Below are 18,763 nucleotides of genomic sequence, written 5' to 3'. Positions count from 1 at the left end.
CCTCACGCTCCCTCTTCGGTGACCGCGGCGAGCGCGGCCCGGATCTCCTGCGCCTCGCGCAGCTTGCCGTCGATCACCTCGGCGAGCGCGGCGACGGTGGGGTTCTGCAGGAACACGCCGAGTTGCAGCTCGACGTGGAAGGCCTGGGCGAGGTCCCGCAGCGTCCGGGCGGCGCTGAGCGAGTCCGCGCCGAGCATCAGCAGCGAGTCGTGCGGCCCGATCCGGTCCACCCCCAGCCGGCGGCGCCACACGGCGGCCACCGCCTCCTCCAGGACCGAGCCGGCGGCCGGCTGGGCGTCGGCGGCCGGAGCCGCCGGCGTCGGCCCGGTCACGGGCGCCACGGCCACCGGGTCGACCCAGTGCCGCGAGCGCTGGAACGGGTACGTCGGCAGGCCGACGCGACGCCGCGACGCGCCCTCGTGCAGGGCGGCCCAGTCCACCTCGACGCCCCGGCGCCACAGCTCGCCGAACGCGCCGAGCAGCCCACGGACGCTGCCGGCGTCGTCGGCCAGGGCCAGCGTCGACGCCTCGGCCGGGCCGACGGCCAGCGTCAGGTCGGCCTGGGCCGGTGCCCCGGCCGGCGCCGGCGGGTGGGTGCCGGCGCGCAGCGCGCGCCCGGCCTCCGCCACCGTCCAGCGGCCGTCGACGACGGCGGCCGTCACGGCGCCCGGGCCCTCGCCGTGGGCGGCGACCGGGGTCACGCCGCAGGCGCCCAGCAGGCGGGCGAGCGCGAGCTGCCCGGTGACGGTGGCGGCGTCGGACCCCGCCGCGCCGGCACCCGGATCGACGCCCAGCTCACCGGCCACCCGGTCGACCTCCGCCCGCAGCCGGGGCAACGCGTCGCACAGCGCGGCCAGGTCGGGGCAGGTGGCGCCGAACGCGTACGCGACGGTGGCGGCCTCCGGCGACGCCTCGCCCGCGCCGACGGCGGACAGCGCGCGGGCCGCCTCGTCGGCGTCGGCGGCGACCACGAAGGCCCGGTGCCGGAACGCGCGCCGGCCGACCTGGCTGGTGTAGGCGATGTCGGCGAGCGCCTGCTCGGGGTGGCTGCCGACGTGCTCGGCGAGCCGGCCGGCGGCGGCGGCCAGCGCCTCGCCGCCGGCCGCGGAGACGGCGAGCAGCACGGCCGGCGGGTTCGGCCCCGGCGGCGCGGGCGGCGGCGCCTGTTCGAGGATGACGTGCGCGTTGGTGCCGCCGACCCCGAACGAGCTGACCGCCGCCCGGCGCGGCCCGGTGGCCTCGGGCCAGTCCCGCAGCATGTCGTTGACGCGGAACGGCCCCCGGTCGAGCGAGGTCTGCGGGTTGGGCTTGCGGTAGTGGATCGACGGCGGCAGCTCGCCGTGGTGGACGGCGAGGACCGCCTTGATCAGCGAGGTCACGCCGGAGGCGGTGTCGAGGTTGCCGACGTTCGGCTTGACCGAGCCGATCGCCCACCCGGCGCCCGGGCCGTCGGCGGCGCCGTACGCCTCCTCCAGGGCGGACACCTCGATCGAGTCACCCATCAGGGTGCCGCTGCCGTTGGCCTCGACGTACTGGATGGAGCTCGGCGGGACGTCGGCGACCCGCAGCGCCCGGCGGATCACCCGCACCTGGCCCGACCGGCCGGGCGCCACGAAGCTGACCTTGCCGGCGCCGTCGTTGTTCACCGCCGAGCCCTTGACCAGGGCGTAGATCCGGTCGCCGGCGGCCTCGGCGTCCTCGCGGCGGCGCAGCACCACCACGCCGGCGCCGTCGCCCAGGTGGTAGCCGGCGGCCTCCGCGTCGAAGGCCCGGCAGCGGCCGTCGGGCGAGTTGATGCCGTCGGCCTCGTGCCGGTAGCCGCGGGGCACCGGGTTCTTGACGCTGACCGCGCCCACGATCGCCATGTCGCACTGGTAGTCGAGCAGGCTGCTGATCGCGTGGTGCAGCCCGACCAGGGCCGAGGAGCAGTTGGTCTGCACCGTCATGCTGGGCCCGGTCAGGTCGAGCTTGTACGAGATGCGGGTGGCCAGGTTGTCCTTGTCGCTGGCGACGGCCATGCCGAGGCGGCCGGCGGAGTCGACCAGCTCCTGCTGGGGCAGCAGGTGGTAGAGCAGGTACTGGTTCAGGCCGCACCCGGCGTACACGGCGATGTCGCCGGGGAAGCGGCGACTGTCGTAGCCGGCGTCCTCCAACGCCTCCCAGGCGCACTCCAGCAGGATCCGGTGCTGCGGGTCGATCAGCATCGCGTCCGTCGGCGAGTAGCCGAAGAACTGCGCGTCGAACCGGTCGGCGCCCTCGATGCCGGACCACACCGGCACGTACGCCGGATCGGTGCGTTCCTCGACCGGGACGGCGTCCAGCTCGGCGGCGGTCAGCTCGCGGCCGGCGTCGACGCCGTCGCGGAGCAGCTCCCAGAACTCGGCGACGTTCGCCGCGCCCGGAAACCGTCCGCTCATCCCCACGACGGCGATGTCCATCTCGCTGCTCATCGACTTCCCACTTCCTGAATACGCTGGCGCATCAGCCGGCGGCGGTTGGCCACCTGCTCGTTGCGGTCGGGCCCCGGGTCGACGGGCGGGTCCGTCGCCGGGCGCGCGGGCCCGCCGAGGTGCTCGGCGAGCTTGCGCACGGTGGTGTGCTCGTAGAGGTCGACCAGCGGGAACTGCCGACCGAGGAGTTCCTGGAGGCGGATGTGCACCTGGACCAGGCTCAGCGAGTTGCCGCCGACGTCGAAGAAGTTGTCGTCGAGCCCGACGGCGCCGACGCCGAGGACGTCCAGCCAGATCTCGGTGACCTGGGCCAGGAGCCCACCGGCCGCCGGGGCGAGCTGCCGGGTCGTGGCGCCCGCGCCCAGCCGGGCCAGCGCCTCGGTGGCCTCGGCCGCGACGGCGCGCCGGCTCACCTTGCCGGTCGCCGTGGTGGGCAGCTCGTCGACCAGGTGCAGCAGCGGCACCATGAACTCCGGCAGCCGCTGCCGCAGGTGGGTGCGCAGGTCGTGCAGCAGGTCCCGCCGCGCGGTCGCGCCCAGCGGGTCGTTGGCCAGCTCCGACCAGTCGGCGCGCCGGGTCCCCGGCGGGGTCCAGGCGACCGCGTCGTCCGGTCGGGCGGCGGGCCAGAACCGCAGGTCCATCGCGTACGGGTCGCGGGCGGTCGACGGCACCACGGCGGTCCGCCGGCCCAGCGCCTCGCCGATGCTCCAGCAGTCCTCCGGGTCGACCCCGGGCGGCAGCTCGCCGAGCGGGCGGGTCACCGGGTCGGCGTCGGCGAGACCGGCCAGCCGGCGTACGGGGCCGGCGACCGTGACCAGCCGCGCGTTCGGCACGTCGCGCACCTCCACCGGCCGGTTGCGGTTGCCGCGCAGCAGGCTCCGCAACCGGGCGACGTCCAGCCCGTCGCCCGTCCAGTTCAGCCGCACCGGCTCGACCGGCCCGGCGGCGTCGCCGTCGGGGGCGGCGCCCACGTGCAGGACGACGTCGTAGCGGAACGCGCTGAGCTCGTTGGCCTGCCGGCCTCGCTTGAGGTGCAGTTCCGCCCCGGTCACCCCGGGCAGCCAGTCCGGCGCGGTGAGGAACAGGTCGGGGGCCAGCACCAGCTCGTCGTCGGCGAGCACCCGGGCGGCGACGCGGCGGCGCAGCTCGGCGACGGTCAGCCCGGGTTCCGGGTCGGCGCCCAGCTCCACCGAGGCGTGGAACACCTCCAGCAGGTCCAGGTCGCGTACGTCGCCGAGGTAGATCCGCCCGCCCGGCGAGGCCGCGGTGACCGCCGCGCGCAGCACCCCGCGCAGGTAGTCGTGGTTCGGGAAGTACTGGGTCACCGAGTGCAGCACCACGGTGTCGAAGCTGCCGGCCTCGATGCCGGTGAGGTCGTCGGCCTCGCGCAGCAGCAACGTGACCGTGTCCCGGTCCACCCCCTCGGCGTCGAGCCGCTGTTCGAGCACCTTGAGGCCGGCGGCGGAGAAGTCCGTGCCGACGTACGCCTCGCAGTCCGGCGCCAGCGCCAGGGTCAGGTTGCCCGTGCCGCAGCCCAGCTCCAGCAGCCGGCGGGGACGCAGCTCCCGGATCCGCCGGACCGCCTGGTCGATCCACTCGCCCATCTCGACGTCGGTGAACGGCGCGCCCGTGTAGCTGCTGGTCCAGATCGCCTGCTGGGCCTCCTCGGCGGGACCGGCCTCGGTGTACATCCGGTCGTAGAGCAGCCGCCAGTCCGACACCCGGGTGGTGGCCGGCGCCCCGCCCGGGTCCGACCCGGCCGGCGCCGGCCGGGACGAGTCGCCCCGACCCCGGGGCACGACGGCCGCGACGATCCGCTGTTCGCCGCCGCCCGGCGCCTGGGCGAGCGCGGCCACCGCGGCGGCGACCCCGGGGTGGGCCCGCAGCGTCGCCTCGATCTCGCCCAGCTCGATCCGGAAGCCGCGGACCTTCACCTGGTGGTCGGCCCGGCCCAGGAACTCCAGCCGCCCGTCGTGGCTCCACCGGCCCCGGTCGCCGGTGCGGAACAGCCGCCCACCGGCCCCGTACGGGTCGGGGAGGAACCGCGCCGCCGTCAATGCCGGCTGGTCGAGGTAGCCACGGGCCAGGCCGGCCCCGCCGACGTACACCTCGCCGGCGAAGCGGGGCGGCACCGGCCGCATGGCCTCGTCCAGGACGTAGATCCGGGTGTTGCCGATCGGCCGCCCGACGCTGCCGACCCGCTCCGGGCCGGTGACCACGTCCAGGGTCACGTCGGCGGAGATCTCCGACGAGCCGTAGAGGTCGACCAGGACGCAGCCGGGCAGGGCCGCCAGCCACCGCGCGGCCAGGTCCGGGGTGAGCGCCTCCCCGCTGGAGTGGCAGTAGCGCAGCGCCGACAGGCGCTCGGCGGCGTCGGCGACGCCGTCGAGGATGGCCCGCAGCAACGACGGTACGGCCACCAGGCGGGTGACCCGGTGCCGGGCGAGCAGGTCGACCAGGCGGACCGGGTCGCGTCCGACGTCCTCGGGCACCACGACGACCGGGGCGCCGGCGAAGAGCGGCAGGAACATCTCGCCGCCGGAGTCGAAGAAGCTCAGCGAGGTCTTGTGGCTGCCCACCTCGTCCGGCCCCACCGGGAAGCGGTCCATGATCCACCGTTGCCGGTTGACGATGCCCCGGTGCAGGCCGAGTACGCCCTGCGGGGTGCCGGTGGACCCGGAGGTGTAGACGACGTAGGCCACGTCGTCGGGGTGGGCCGTCGGCCGCGGGTCGCGGTCGTCCTCGGCCGCGAGCGACTCCTCGGCCGGGTCGACCACCTCGACCTCGGGGAGGCCGCCGGCCGCGCCGGGGGCGGCGACGAGCAGCCGGGCGCCGGAGTCGGCGAGCATGAACCGCAGCCGGTCCACCGGGTACGACGGGTCGAGCGGCACGTAGGCGGCGCCGGTCTTGAGGATCGCCAGCACGGCGGTGAGGCTGACCGTGGAGCGGGGCACCAGCAGGCCGACCCGGGTGCCCCGGCCGGCGCCCAGCCGGATCAGCCGGTGGGCGAGCCGGTTCGCCGCCGCGTTGAGCTCGGCGTAGGTGAGCCGGGTGGTGTCGTCGATCGCGGCCGGCGCGTGCGGGGTCCGGCGGGCCTGCTCGGCGACGATCTCGGGCGCGCACCGGTCGGTGTCGTAGTCGGCCGTGGTGTCGTTCCACTCCACCAGCACCTGCCGGCGCTGCTCGGCGCCGAGCAGCGGCAGGGCGCCGACCGGGGTCGCCGGCGCCGCGACGGCCGCGGACAGCAGCACGGTCAGCGCCTCGGCCAGCACGCCCATGGTGTCGGCGTCGAACAGGTCGGTGCTGTAGTCGAAGGTGCCGAGCAGTTCGCCGCCGTGCTCGCCCAGGTAGAGCGAGAGGTCGTAGTAGGTGGCCCGTTGCCGCACCGGCCGGCTGCGCACCCGCAGCCCGGCCCAGTCCCCCAGCGCCCCCTCGTGGTTGAGCACCATCGGTGTGAGCCCGAGCCGGTCGGTGCCGCGGCCGTGCTGGTAGGCGAAGGCCGCGCTGAGCAGCGCGCCGCGGCTGGCGTCGGCGGCCTGCCCGAGCCCCTCGACGATCCGTCCGAACGGCACCTCGGCGCGGTCGGAGGCGGCCAGCACCGCGTCGTGGGCCGCCCGCGCGAGGGCGCCGAACTCCGGGTCGGCGGACAGGTCCACCGGCACCGGCAGCGGGTTGACCAGGTAGCTGACCAGGTCGGCGAAGCGGCCGCGGACCCGGCCGGCGTGCACGAAGCCCAGCGGGAACGCCGCCTGGCCGGCGTAGCGCGACAGCACCGCCGCGTAGCCGGCGAACAGCACGGCGGTGCGGCTGACCCCGCACGACGCGGCGAGCGCGTCGATCCCGGCGCAGAGGTCGGCGTCGAGCCGGAAGGCGTGGGCGGCGCCCCGGAAGGTACGCACCGACGGGCGGGGCCGGTCGGTCGGCAGGTCCAGCGGCACGAGGTCGGCGACCTGGGCCTGGCACGTCGCGGTCAGCTCCCGGCCGGCCGGAGCGTCCAGGAAGGAGCGCTGCCAGGCGACGAACTCGGCCGGGTGGGCGGTGGGTGCGGGCGGTGCCGCGTCGTCCCCGGCGGCGTGCCGGCCGTAGCCGGTCGCCAGGTCCTCGACCAGCACCGCCAGCGACCACACGTCCATGACGCTGTGGTGGGTGCACAGCAGCAGCGTGTGGTGGTCGGCCGCGTGCCGGAACAGCACGGCGCGCAGCAGGGGCGGGCCGTCGAAGCCGACGCCGAGTTCCGCCTCGATCTCCCCGTCGAGCCGGCCCGCCGGCCAGCCCGCCGCGTCGCGCACCTCCAGCGTCACCTCGGCGTCGTCGGCCACCCGCTGGGTCACCTCGGCGCCGGCGTCGTCGTAGCGGGTGAGCAGGGCCGGGTGCCGGACGCCGAGGTCGCGGACGGCGCGGGCCAGCGCCGCGGCGTCCAGCACGCCGTCGACGGTCACCGCGCGGCACAGGTTGAGGTTGGCCGGGTCCTCGGCGAGGGCGCCCTGGAACCAGATCGCGCGCTGGCCGTACGACAGCGGGTAGGGCCGGTCGGCGGCGGCCGGGGCGGCCGGCGGGTCGGCCGGCGCGGGCGCGGACGGCAGCGCGGCGGCCAGTTCGGCCACCGTGCTGTCGCCCAGCAGGTCGGTCAGGGCCGGGCGGACGCCCCACTCCCCCTCGATCAGGTGTTGCAGTTCCACGGCCCGCAGCGAGTCGAACCCGAGTTCCGGCAGGGAACGCTCCGGGTCGATCCGCTCCGGGTCGACGTCGAGCAGCCCGCCGGCCAGGGCGCGCAGCCGCTGCGCCTGCGCCGGTGCGACGGCCGGGGCGGGGCGCGCCGCCGGACGCAGGGGGTCGTCCGCGACGATCGTGGCGCTGCCCGCGGCGTACGCCCGCGCGCAGTCGCCGCGCCGGGTCTTGCCGCTGGTGGTGACGGGAATCGTGCCGGGCGGTACGGCCAGCACCCGGTGCAGGTCCAGGCCGTGGACGGTCACCACGGCCCGGCGGGCCGCCTCGGCGATGGCCGGTGCCTCGTCCGACGCCCGGTCGGAGCGGGTCTCGTACCACAGGACCACGGCCTCGCCGACGCCGTGGCCGTCGTCGGCGACGTCCACGCCGAACGCCGCGATCCGCCCGCCGAGGCGGGGGCAGGCGGCGCGGACGGTCTGCTCGATGTCGTCCGGGTAGTGGTTCTGGCCGCGGACGACCACCGTCTCCTTGATCCGCCCACGGACGTAGAGGTGACCGTCCTGCCGGAAGCCGAGGTCGCCGGTGCGCAGGTAGGGGCCGTCATCGGGGTCGCCGCCGAGGGTGGCGTGCAGGGTCCGCGCGGACTCCTCCGGCCGGTTCCAGTACCCGTCGACGACGCTGCCGCCACGCACCCAGATCTCGCCGGCGGTGCCGTCCGGGACCGGGTGGCCGGTCGGGTCGACGATGCGGACCTCCGCCTCGGGCAGGATCTCGCAGCCGACCACCTCCGTGCCGGGACGGTGGGGTTCCGGGTCGGCCACCGTGGTCACGACGGGCCGCTGCGGCCGGGCCCGCCCGGCGACCAGCAGCGTCGCCTCGGCCAGCCCGTAGCAGGGCAGGAAGGCCCGCTCGTCGAAACCGTGCGGGGCGAACGCCTCGGCGAAGGCGCGCAGGGTAGCCGCGCGTACGGGCTCGGCGCCGTTGAAGGCCACCCGCCAGGAGCTGAGGTCGAGGGCGGCGCGGTCGGCCTCGGCGACCTTGCGTACGCACAGGTCGTAGGCGAAGTTGGGCCCGCCGCTGATGGTGGCCCGGTACCGGCTGATCGCCTGGAGCCAGCGCACCGGGGTGCGGATGAACGTCGCCGGGTCCATCAGCACCGTCGGCACCCCGAGGTAGACGGGGGTGAGCAGGGTGCCGATCAGGCCCATGTCGTGGTGCGGGGGCAGCCAGGAGGCCATCACCGTCGCGTCGTCGAAGCCGAAGGAGCGGCGGATGGCCCGCAGGTTCTCCAGCAGGTTCGCGTGGCTGACCATCACCCCCTTGGGGGTGCTGGTGGTGCCCGAGGTGTACTGGAGGAACGCCAGTCCGCCCTCGGCCACCGCCGGCTGCCAACCGGTGGGGGCGGCGTCGAGGGACTCGATCTCCAGGACCGGCAGCCGGCGACCGGGCATGAGCGTGCCCAGGTCGACCGCGCTGGTGACCGCGCGGGCCGCCAGCACCGCGGTGGCCTGCGCGTCGTCGAGGATCCGCCCGACGACCGGGGCGCTGGCCCGGTTGAGCCGCGCGGCCAGCGGGACCGGCACGGTGCCGGCGTAGAGGCAACCGAAGAAGCCGGCGAGGAAGTCGACCCCCGCCCCGACGAGCATCAGCACCCGGTCACCGGGGCGGCAGTGCCCGGCCAGGGCCGCGCCGACCCGGCGGGCCCGGGCGTCGAGCGTCGCGTAGTCCACCGTGTCGGCCGAGCCGTCCTCGGCCACCAGGTGCAGGGCGGGGCTGCCGGGCTGGACCCGCGCCTGGTGGGACAGGGCGGCGCCCAGGTTGACGACGCCCGTCGCCTCGTGGGTCAACGCGCCGGCGTGCTCGGTCATCAGGCTCTCCACTCGCTGCGCAGGGGTCCGACCGGGGGTCACGGCTGCCCGGGCGCGAGCCGGGCGGCCAGCTCCGCGACCGTCGGCGCGTCGAAGATCACCGCCACCTCGACGTCCGCCCCCAGCTTCGCGCCGGCCAGGGCCACGATCCGGGTGGCCGTGAGGGAGTCGCCGCCGAGGTCGAAGAAGTCGTCGTGGATGCCGATGCCCTCGCGCCCGAGCACGTCGCACCAGATGTCCAGGAGCACCCGCTCGCGCTCGTCACGCGGCCCGTCGGTCCCGGCGGCGGCGGGCTCGCCCTGCCCCGGCGGTGGCAGCGCCGCGACGTCGAGCTTCCCGTGGTTGGTCAGCGGCAGCCGGGGCAGCCTGACGAAGGCGGCCGGCACCAGGTAGTCCGGCAGCCGCCGGCGCAGGTGGGCCCGCAGGTCCGCGGTGCCCGGCAGGTCGTCGCCGACGACGTAGCCGACCAGCCGGGCGTCCCTGGCGGGCGGGTCCCGGCGTACGACGACGACGGCCTCGCGGACCGCCGGGTGGCGGCGCAGCGCGGACTCCACCTCGCCCGGCTCGATGCGGTAGCCGCGCAGGTTCAGCTGCCCGTCGCCCCGGCCGAGGAACTCCAGGACGCCGTCCGGCCCGAACCGGGCCAGGTCGCCGGTGCGGTAGACGCGGGCGCCGGGCGTGCCGGCGAACGGGTCGGGCAGGAACCGCTCCGCGGTCAGGGCGGAGTTGTCGAGGTAGCCCCGGGCCAGCCCTGGGCCGCCGACGTGAACCTCCCCCGCCACACCCGGCGGTACGGGCTGCATCGCCTCGTCGAGCACGTACACCCGGACGTTGGCCATCGGACGGCCGATCGGGACGAACGGCCGCTCGTCGGCGGGGTCGCACGGCCAGGCGGTGCAGGAGACCGACACCTCGGTCGGGCCGTACAGGTTGAACATGGTGACGTCGAGCCGGTCGAAGACCAGCCGTTGCGTCTCGGGGGTGAGTTCCTCCACGCCCGAGACGATCCGCCGCAGCGACTTCAGGTCCGCGGCGTCGGCGCTGAGCAGCACCTCGCGCAGGGCGGTCGGCGCGAAGTCGGCGTCGGTCACGCCGTGCTGGGCGATGACCCCCGCCAGCCGGCGCGGGTCGAAGGTCGCCGTCTCGGGCATCAGCACGCTGGCCGCGCCGTTGAACAGGGCCCGGAACAGCTCGTCCAGCGAGACGTCGAAGGTGCAGGCCGCCTTGCGCAGCACCCGGTCGTCCGGGCCGAGCGGGAAGTTGCGCTGGGCCCACAGCATCCGGTTGGTGAACCCGCGGTGGGTGACCTGCACGCCCTTGGGCTGCCCGGTGGAGCCGGAGGTGAACAGCGTGTAGGCGAGGTTGTCCGGGTGCAGCGGCACGGCGGGGTCGGTGGCGGGGCACGTGCCGGTCAGCGACGACTCCCCGTCCAGGTCGATGATCCGCCGGCCGGGGCTCCACACCTCGTCGCACAGGTCCCCGGCGGAGATCGCGACCGCCGGGCGGACCTGCCCGAGCAGCGCGTCCCGGCGGGCCTGCGGGTCGCGCGGGTTGACCGGCAGGTGGTAGCCGCCGGCCTTGAGCACCGCCAGGATCGCCACCACCTCGGCGGTGCAGCGCGGCAGGCACACCGCCACCGGGTCCTCCACGCCGACACCGAGGTCGCGCAGGTGGTGCGCCAGGCGGTTGGCCCGTTCGTCGAGTTCGCGGTACGTCGTGCGGACGTTGCCCTCGACGACCGCGACCGCGTCCGGGGTGCGCCGCGCCTGCGCCTCGACGAGGCGGTGGACGAGCGCCTCGGGACCGAGGTCGGCGGCGGTGTCGTTCCACTCGTGCAGGATCCGGTGGCGCTGCGCGTCGTCGAGCAGCGGCAGCCGCCACACGCTCGTGTCGGGCTCCCGCGCCGCCTCGACGAGCAGCAGCTCGAACTGCCGGGCCATGTCGCGCACCGCGTCGGCGGTGAAGAGGCCGGTGTCGTACTCGATCTCACCGGCCAGCCCGTCGGCCGTCTCGGTGATCCTCATCGACAGGTCCATCCGGGACCGGCCGGTCTCCATCTGGTGGACGTCGACCCGCAGCCGCGGCAGGTCCAGCCGGCTGGTGGGCACGTTCTGGAGCACGAAGGCGACCTGCGCGAGCGGCTGGTGGCTGCGGCTGCGTTCCGGCCGCAACGCGGCGACGAGGCGTTCGAACGGCACGTCGCGGTGCCGGAACGCGTCCAGCGAGGCCGCCTTGACCCGGCCCACCAGCTCGGCGAAGGTGGGTTCGCCGGACAGGTCGGCCCGCACCACGATCATGTTCAGGAAGCAGCCGATGAGGTGCTCCAGCTCGTCCTGCTCGCGGGTGGCGATGGGGCTGGCGACGACCATGTCCCGCTGGCCGCTGTGCCGGGCGAGCAGCACGCTGAAGGCGGCGAGCAGGGTCATGAACATGGTGGCGCCCTGGCCCTGGCCGAGCGCGCGGATCCGCTCGGCGTCGGCGGCGCCGATCCGGAACCACTCGGACGCGCCGACGAACTGCTGCACGGCCGGCCGGGGGCCCCTGGTGGGCAGGGTGAGCAGGGGTGGCACGCCGGCGAGCTCGTCGACCCGCTCGCGCAGGTGCGCCGCCATCCGCTCCTCGCCGACCGCGGTGCGCTGCCAGGCCGCGTAGTCGGCGTACTGGATCGGCAGCTCGGGCAGGTCCGCCGTCGCGGCGCCGGAGGCGAAGGCGGCGTACGTGGCGGCCAGCTCGCGGCAGAAGATGGTGAACGACCACAGGTCGCAGACGAGGTGGTGCACGGTGACCCCGAGCACGTGCACGTCCGGGGCGATCCGGTAGAGCACCGCCCGCATGCTCTGGCCCGCGGCCAGGTCGAGCGGAACCCGCATCTCCCGCTCGACGGCGGCCCGCAGGACCGGGTCGTCGGGGCGCGCGGTGGCGCCGGGCAGGTCGACCACGTCGATGCCCAGCGGGGCGGGCGGCGTGACGGCCTGCACGACCCGCTCGCCGAGCTGGCGGAAGGCGGTACGCAGGATCTCGTGCCGGCGGACGACCTCCTCGATGCTGCGGCGCAGCGCGACCTGGTCCAGCTCGCCGGTCAGGATCAGCAGGGTGGCGTCGTTGTGGTGGACGGCGTCGTCCTCCAGGCGCTCGATGAACCACAGCCGCTCCTGGGCGAACGACAGCGGTGCCTCGGCGGCGTCCAACCGGGGGATGACGGTGCCGCCGGGTGCCGGCTCGGAGCGGCCGGCGCGCAGCCGCTCGTCGAGCAGCGCCCGCGCCGAACTGGACAGCCGCGCCACGCGTTGCGTGACGTCACTCGCGACCGGATGCTCCTGCCGTCCCACTGGTCCTCCGATGTCCGTCGGTGCTCCGGTCCGCGGCCGGGATCACCGCCGGGCGCGCGCCGCACCGATGCGGGTGCCGATGATCGATCTGTACCAGGCGACTGAGCGTGTAGTCAGCGAACGACGCCGTTATAGGGGTTTGACCTCACAATTCACGACATCTGTTCAGAGTCCTAGGGGTTGGGCAACCCGTTTCCCTGCCACATGATGGGCACGCTCGTGACACCGCCGGTGCGCCGGCACGCGACCCGTTCGACCGGCCGACCGGAGGTGATGCCAGGTGCGCGACGACCTCCGGATCCTGGCCGACCGGTCGTACCGGATGCTCTTCCTGGCCCGCACGCTGTCGCTGCTGGGCAGCGCCGTGATCCCGGTGGCGCTGGCCTTCGCCGTCCTCGACGCGCCGGGCGGCTCCGCCACCGACCTCGGTCTGGTGCTCGCCGCCCGGTCGCTGGCGCAGGTCGCGCTGCTGCTGTTCGGCGGCGTCCTCGCCGACCGGATGAACCGCTTCCGCCTGATGGTGGGCTCCGACCTGCTGGCCTTCGCCGCGCAGGCGGTCCTGACCGTGGTGTTCGTCAGCGGCCGGCCCTCGCTGCCGGTCGTGATCGCGTTGTCCGCCGTCAACGGCGCCGCCGCCGCGCTCTTCCTGCCGGCCTCCCGCGGCGTGGTGCCGCAGGTGGTGGCCCGGGAGCAGCTCCAGTCGGCCAACGCGCTGCTGCGGCTGTCCCGCAACAGCACCACCATCGGCGGCGCGGCCCTGGCCGGCGTGCTCGTGGCGGCCCTCGGCGCCGGCTGGGCGCTGGCGGTGCCCGCCGCCACCTTCCTCGGCTCGGCCCTGTTGCTGGCCGGCGTCCGGGTGTCCCACCCCGGCCGGGCCGCCACCGGCACCATGCTCGCCGACCTGCGGGAGGGCTGGCGGGAGTTCAGCTCCCGGTCCTGGGTCTGGCTGGTGGTCGTGCAGTTCGCGTTCGTCAACGGATGCTTCTCGGCGATCTACGTGCTCGGCCCGCTGACCGCCAAGGAACAGCTGGGCGGCGCCACCGCCTGGTCGGTGATCGTCACCGCGCAGGCCGTGGGCCTGGTCGGCGGCAGCCTCGTGGCGATGCGGATCCGCCCCCGCCGGCCGATGCGGGTGGCGGTGCTGGCCACCTTCGGCTTCCTCCCGCCGTTCGCGCTGATCGCGGCCGGCGCGCCGGTCTGGCTGATCGCTGCCTCGATGCTCGTCAACGGCGTCTGCGTCGACATCTTCGAGGTGCTGTGGGACACCGCCCTGCAGAACCACGTGCCCAACGAGGCGCTGTCGCGGATCAGCTCGTACGACGCCATGGGCTCGTTCGTGCTCGGCCCGCTCTGCCTGGCCGTCGTCGGCCCGGTCGCGGACCGGATCGGCGTCGCCCAGACGCTGGTCATCGCCGGCGGGGTGCTCGGTCTGGTGACCGTCGCGACCTTCTCCGCGCGGTCCGTGCGTCAGCTGCCCGCAAGAGTCCCCGCCGCACAACCCGCCACGGTGTGAACCCGGCGACCTCGCCGGCCACGGATCAGGGTGGAGATCGGAGCAGGATGGAGCACCGGATAAGTCGGCAGATGACCGACGCGACCGACGCGTACGGACGGCGCCTGGGGGCCTACCTCGAGCAGTCCTCCTACTCGCGGCTGCGCGGCGGCCCGGGCGTGATCGACCTCGCCTTCGGCGATCCGCACGAGTTCCCCGCCCCGGCCCTGGTCGAGGTCCTGCAACGGCACCTGAGCCCCCAGCACACCGACTGGTTCGCCTACACCCGCGACCACCCGCCGGCCCAGGAGTCGGTGGCGGCCACCCTGGGCCGGGAACTCGCCCTGCCGTTCACCGCCGACGACGTCGCCCTGACCAACGGGGCGTTCGCGGGGCTGACCATCTGCCTGCGCAGCGTCTGCGACCCGGGCGACGAGGTGATCTACCTCGACCCCGCCTGGTTCTACTACGAGCCGATCATCGCCTCGGTCGGTGCGGTCCCCCGGCCGGTGGCGCTGGCCCCCGGCTCCTGGCGACTCGACGCGGAACTCATCGCGGCGGCGATCACGCCCCGGACCAGCGCCGTCATCGTCAACAGCCCGAACAACCCGACCGGCGCCGTCTACACCGACGAGGAGTTCGCCGCCCTCGCCGAGGTGCTGCGGGAAGCCTCCGCCCGCACCGGTCGGCCGATCTACCTGCTCTCCGACGAGGCGTACCGGCGCATCGTGTTCGACGGCCGCACGTGCCCCAGCCCGGCGACGCACTACCCGTTCACGTTCCTGGTGCACACCTACACCAAGACGCTGCTGCTGCCCGGGGAGCGCGTCGGCTACGTGGCGATCCCGCCGACCGTGCCCGACCCGGCGGTGCTCCGCCGGGCCCTGACCGTGGCCCGCCTGACCACCGGCTGGGCGTTCCCCAACAACTCGCTGCTGTTCGCCCTGCCCGAGCTCGAACAGCACGCGCTCCAGGTCAAGCCGATCGAGCAGCGCCGCGACCTGCTGGTCGACGCCCTGCGCGAGGCCGGGTACGAGGTCCAGCCGAGCGAGGGCACGTTCTACCTGCTGGCCCGGGTGCCGGACGCGGACGACTGGGCACACGCGGCCCGGCTCGAGGAGCGCGGGCTCCTGGTGCTGCCGGCCTCGGTGATGGGCGCGCCGGGCTACCTGCGGCTCTCCCTCACCGTCACCGACGACATGCTGGAGGAGACCATCGGCCGGCTGCGGTCGGCGCACCCCTCGGACCGGGAGCACGCCGGTGTCCAGCGGTGACCTCCGCGAGGCCGACGCGGCCGTGACGCACACCGGGGCGCCGGACGCAGCGGCCCCGAGCCGCCGGGACGGGGTGCCGGCCGGCGTCGTCTCCACCGAGGCGGAACGGCCCGACGTCGAGGCCACCATGGCCCGCGCCCGTCGGGCCCAGGCGGAGGTCGAGTTCTGGCCGCAGGACCGCGTCGACGACCTGGTCGCCGCCCTCGGCTGGGCGGTCTACCAGGAGGACACCGCCCGGGCGCTGGCCGACCTCGCCTACCGGGAGACCGGCCTCGGCGACCCGGAGCACCTGTTCACGCTCTACCGGCGCCGGGTCCTCGGCACGCTGCGCGACCTGCACGGGGTCGTCACCAGCGGGATCATCGAGGAGCTGCCGGAGCGGGGCCTGCGCAAGCTGGCCAAGCCGATCGGGGTGATCGCGGTGGCCAGCCCCGCCACCGCACCCTGCTCCGGGGTGGTCGGCAACGCCCTGCCGATGCTCAAGACCCGCAACGCGGTGGTCATCACCCCCAACCCCCGGGCCCGGCACTCCGCGGCCCGTACCGTCGAGCTGCTGCGTCGGGCCCTGGAGACGGTCGGCGCCCCGGCGGACCTCGTCCAGTGCCTGCCGGTCACCGACCGACAGACCACCGAGGCGCTGATGGCCGCCGCCGACCTGGTCATCGCCGCCGGCGGGCCCGGCACGGTACGCCGGGCGTACCGCAGCGGCACGCCGGCGATCAGCGCGGGCGTCGGCAACCCGGCGGTGATCGTGGACGCCTCGGCGGACGTGGCCGCCGCGGCGGAGCTGATCGTGCTCGGTGGCAGCTTCAACAACGGCACCTCCTGCTCGTCGGAGAGCAACGTGCTGGTGGACGCCGAGATCGCCGCCGCCTTCCGCGACCAGCTGGCCCGGCAGGGCGCGCACCTGTGCGATCCGGCCGAGACGGCACGGCTGCGTACGCTGCTCTGGCCGGACGGACGGCTGCTCAACCGTGACGCGGTCGGTCGATCCGCCGCGGCGCTCGCCGCCGCCGCCGGGATCGACCTGGCCGAGCCGACCAAGACCACCGCCCTGGTGGCCCAGCTACCGCCCCTGGCGAGCGGTGGTGTCCCGGCGCTCGACGACCCGATGCTCGGTGAGAAGCTGGCGCCGGTCTTCACCGTGTCGACGTTCACCGCCTTCGACGACGCGCTCGTCGCGGTGGAGGCGCTGCTGGGCCGGATCGGGCAGGGCCACAGCTGCGGCATCCACACCGAGCGACCCGACCGGGTGGTCAGGCTGGCCGAGCGGGCCCGCGCCGGACGGGTCATGGTCAACCAGTCGACCGCCGTGGGCAACAGCGGCAGCTTCGACAACGGGATGCCGTTCACCCAGGTCATCGCCAGTGGCAGCTGGGGCGGTTGCTCCCGGTCGGAGAACGTGACCTGGCGCGACTTCCTCAACTACACCTACGTCTCACATCCCCTGCCGCCCAGCCTGCCGGACGAGGAGACCCTCTTCGGCACCCACTGGCGGCGTCTTCCCTGACGGAGACCACTCACATGGACATCAGCCCTCCCGAGGCACCACCGCGCGACCTCACCCAGGCCGAGATCGACGCCTTCCACACCGACGGCGTGGTCCGGCTCTCCGGCATGATCGACGACAAGTGGCTCGGCCGGATCGCCGAAGGCGTGGAGTACCTGCTCGCCAACCCGACCGTGCTGGCGCAGGCGACCGCGCTGCTGGGCGGCGGCGGTTTCGCCGGGGACGCCTTCATGTGGAAGACCCACGACGGCTTCCGCGACTTCATGTTCTTCTCCCCCGCGGCGCGCATCGCCCAGCAGCTGTTCGGCTCCACCGCGATCACGGCCTTCTACGACCAGATCTTCGCCAAGCCGGCCGGATCCGGTGCTCCGACGCCGTTCCACGAGGACGTCAGCTCCTGGCCGATCGCGGGCGACCAGGTGTGCGCGATGTGGATCCCCCTCGACCCGTGCACTCCCGACACCGCCGCGCTCCAGGTGGTGCGCGGTTCGCACCGCTGGGGCCGGCGCTACGTGCCGATCACCCCGGGCGCCACCCACCTGGGCCGGCGCGAGGAACTCGAGGCGGTGCCGGACGTGTCCGACCAGGACGTCCTCAGTTGGGACCTCACGCCCGGCGACATCGTGCTGTTCCACCCGGCCGCGCTGCACGGCGCCACCGGCACCGGCCCCGAGCGGCAGCGTCGGGCGTTCGTCTCCCGGTGGGTGGGCGACGGCGTCACCTTCCAGCCGCAGCACGCGGTCCTGCCGCTGCTGTGGGAACACGGCCTGCGGCCCGGTGATCCCATCGGGGGTCCGCTGTTCCCGAGGGTGCTGCCGACGCCGGTGCCGACGGAGACCGGAGCCCGCTTCGCCGGCCCGCAGCAGCCCCACGCCGAGCGGGCCGAGGAGTTTCTCTCCATCCTGAGGATGCTGTAGGTGTTCGGAGAACTCACCGCCACGACCGCCGCCGGCCGGGAGCTGGTCTCCCTCGCCGAGGGTCACGTCGGCACCCTCACCGAACGGGCCGGCCGCCACGACCGGGACAACACGTTCGTCGCCGACAACTTCGCCGACCTGCGCGACAGCGGCGTGCTCTCCGCGTGCGCCCCGACCCGGCACGGCGGACTGGGGGTCCGCTCCCTGTACGACGTGCTGGTGGCCGTCTCCCGGCTGGCCCGGGGCTGCGGGTCGACGGCCATCTGCGCGAACATGCACATGGCCTCGGTGTGGGGGCAGGTCCGCCGCTGGGAGCGGGCCGAGGCGGACGGCGACCGGGTCAGGGCGACGCAGCTGGACGCCATCCTGGAGGCGTTGGGCGGCTCAGACCTGATCATGGCCGGGGCGTCCACCGAACCGGGCGCGACGTGGAACGGCGCGCTCACCGAGGCCGTCCGCAAGGGCGACGAGTACGTCATCACCGGACGCAAGACGTTCGTCACCAACTCGGCCGTCGCGGACTCGTTCAACGTCGCGGTCCGGGTCGCCGATCCCGACGGCGGGTGGCGCCACGCCGAGGCCGTCGTCCTCGCCGGTACCCCCGGGCTGACCGTGCTGGACGACTGGGACGCCTTGGGCATGCGGGGCTCCGGCAGCCACGGGCTCCTGCTGGAGGACTGCGTCGTCCCCGCCGACCGGGTCACGGTCGGCGAGCCATTCGGCCCGCCGACGTCGGAGGACCTGGCGCGGTCCTGCGCGATCAACTTTCCCCTGCTGGGCGCCTCACTGGGGATCGCCGAGGCGGCCTTCCGGATCGCGGTGGAACACGCCACCATGGTTCCCCGGCAGCCCGGGCGGGCGGCGCCGGCACACCACCCGTCCGTGCAGCGGGAGATCGCCACCATGGAGCTCGACCTCGCGGCCACCCGGGGCGTGCTGGAGCGCTCCGGACGCCTGGTGGACGCCCTGTTCGCCGCCGACCCCGCGGAGCGGTCCGAGGCCGCCGTCCACGACGTCGTACGGGGGTGGCAGACCGCGAAGCTGCTGGCGAACCGTACGGCGGTGAGCACGGTCGACCGGGCCATGACGATCTGCGGCGGGGCGTCCTTCAGCAGCCGGCACCCCCTGTCCCGGCTCTACCGGGACGCCCGCGCGGGCGGCTTCATGCAGCCCTTCGGCCCGCTGGACGGCTACCCGTTCATCGGGCGGGTCGCGCTCGGACTCGACCCGCACGCCGCCTGAAGCCGGCGGCTGT

8 protein-coding genes are annotated in these 18,763 nt (G+C 74.9%); 5 read left to right on the top strand and 3 right to left on the bottom strand.

The features are described 5' to 3' along the window. Window positions 1–2: 2 nt before the first annotated feature. From ACFHW0_RS21385 to ACFHW0_RS21375, 3 genes are read right to left on the bottom strand one after another with little or no spacing between them, the layout of a single operon-like run. Complete coding sequence (locus ACFHW0_RS21385) at window positions 3–2,450, bottom strand: beta-ketoacyl synthase N-terminal-like domain-containing protein (protein ID WP_416610216.1); 2,448 nt, start codon at window positions 2,448–2,450, stop codon at window positions 3–5. Next, on the bottom strand, window positions 2,447–8,986 hold the full coding sequence (locus ACFHW0_RS21380) for an amino acid adenylation domain-containing protein (RefSeq protein ID WP_416610215.1): 6,540 nt from the start codon (window positions 8,984–8,986) through the stop codon (window positions 2,447–2,449). The genes ACFHW0_RS21385 and ACFHW0_RS21380 overlap by 4 nt, the downstream gene beginning before the upstream one ends. A gap of 38 nt (window positions 8,987–9,024) precedes the next feature. Continuing rightward, the gene (locus ACFHW0_RS21375; RefSeq protein WP_416610213.1) at window positions 9,025–12,315 is read right to left on the bottom strand and encodes a non-ribosomal peptide synthetase; all 3,291 of its coding nucleotides are present in this window, start codon (window positions 12,313–12,315) and stop codon (window positions 9,025–9,027) included. Window positions 12,316–12,595: 280 nt separating this feature from the next. Here ACFHW0_RS21375 and ACFHW0_RS21370 point away from each other — a divergent pair, with 280 nt between their 5' ends. The 5 genes from ACFHW0_RS21370 to ACFHW0_RS21350 all read left to right on the top strand — a co-directional run bounded on the left by ACFHW0_RS21370 (window position 12,596) and on the right by ACFHW0_RS21350 (window position 18,750). After that, window positions 12,596–13,828, top strand: a complete 1,233-nt coding sequence (locus ACFHW0_RS21370) for an MFS transporter (protein WP_416610211.1) — start codon at window positions 12,596–12,598, stop codon at window positions 13,826–13,828. 71 nt (window positions 13,829–13,899) lie between these two features. Further along, window positions 13,900–15,081, top strand: a complete 1,182-nt coding sequence (locus ACFHW0_RS21365) for an aminotransferase class I/II-fold pyridoxal phosphate-dependent enzyme (RefSeq protein WP_416610210.1) — start codon at window positions 13,900–13,902, stop codon at window positions 15,079–15,081. Beyond that, window positions 15,068–16,591, top strand: coding sequence for an aldehyde dehydrogenase family protein (locus ACFHW0_RS21360; RefSeq protein WP_416610208.1), 1,524 nt, complete (start codon window positions 15,068–15,070; stop codon window positions 16,589–16,591). Before ACFHW0_RS21365 ends, ACFHW0_RS21360 begins: the two co-directional genes overlap by 14 nt. A 14-nt stretch (window positions 16,592–16,605) precedes the next feature. Continuing rightward, a complete protein-coding gene (locus ACFHW0_RS21355) occupies window positions 16,606–17,508 on the top strand; it encodes a phytanoyl-CoA dioxygenase family protein (RefSeq protein WP_416610206.1) in 903 nt (300 codons plus the stop codon). Then, window positions 17,509–18,750 (top strand): acyl-CoA dehydrogenase family protein, encoded by a 1,242-nt coding sequence (locus ACFHW0_RS21350; protein ID WP_416610204.1) that lies wholly within the window; start codon window positions 17,509–17,511, stop codon window positions 18,748–18,750. Window positions 18,751–18,763: the final 13 nt, after the last annotated feature.

Origin of the sequence: Micromonospora sp. LOL_025 (genome assembly GCF_048060285.1) — a bacterium.
In the GTDB taxonomy this organism is placed as follows: Bacteria; Actinomycetota; Actinomycetes; order Mycobacteriales; family Micromonosporaceae; genus Micromonospora.
Note: the sequence above shows the minus strand (reverse complement) of the source record. Positions and strands in the feature narration are given on the sequence as shown.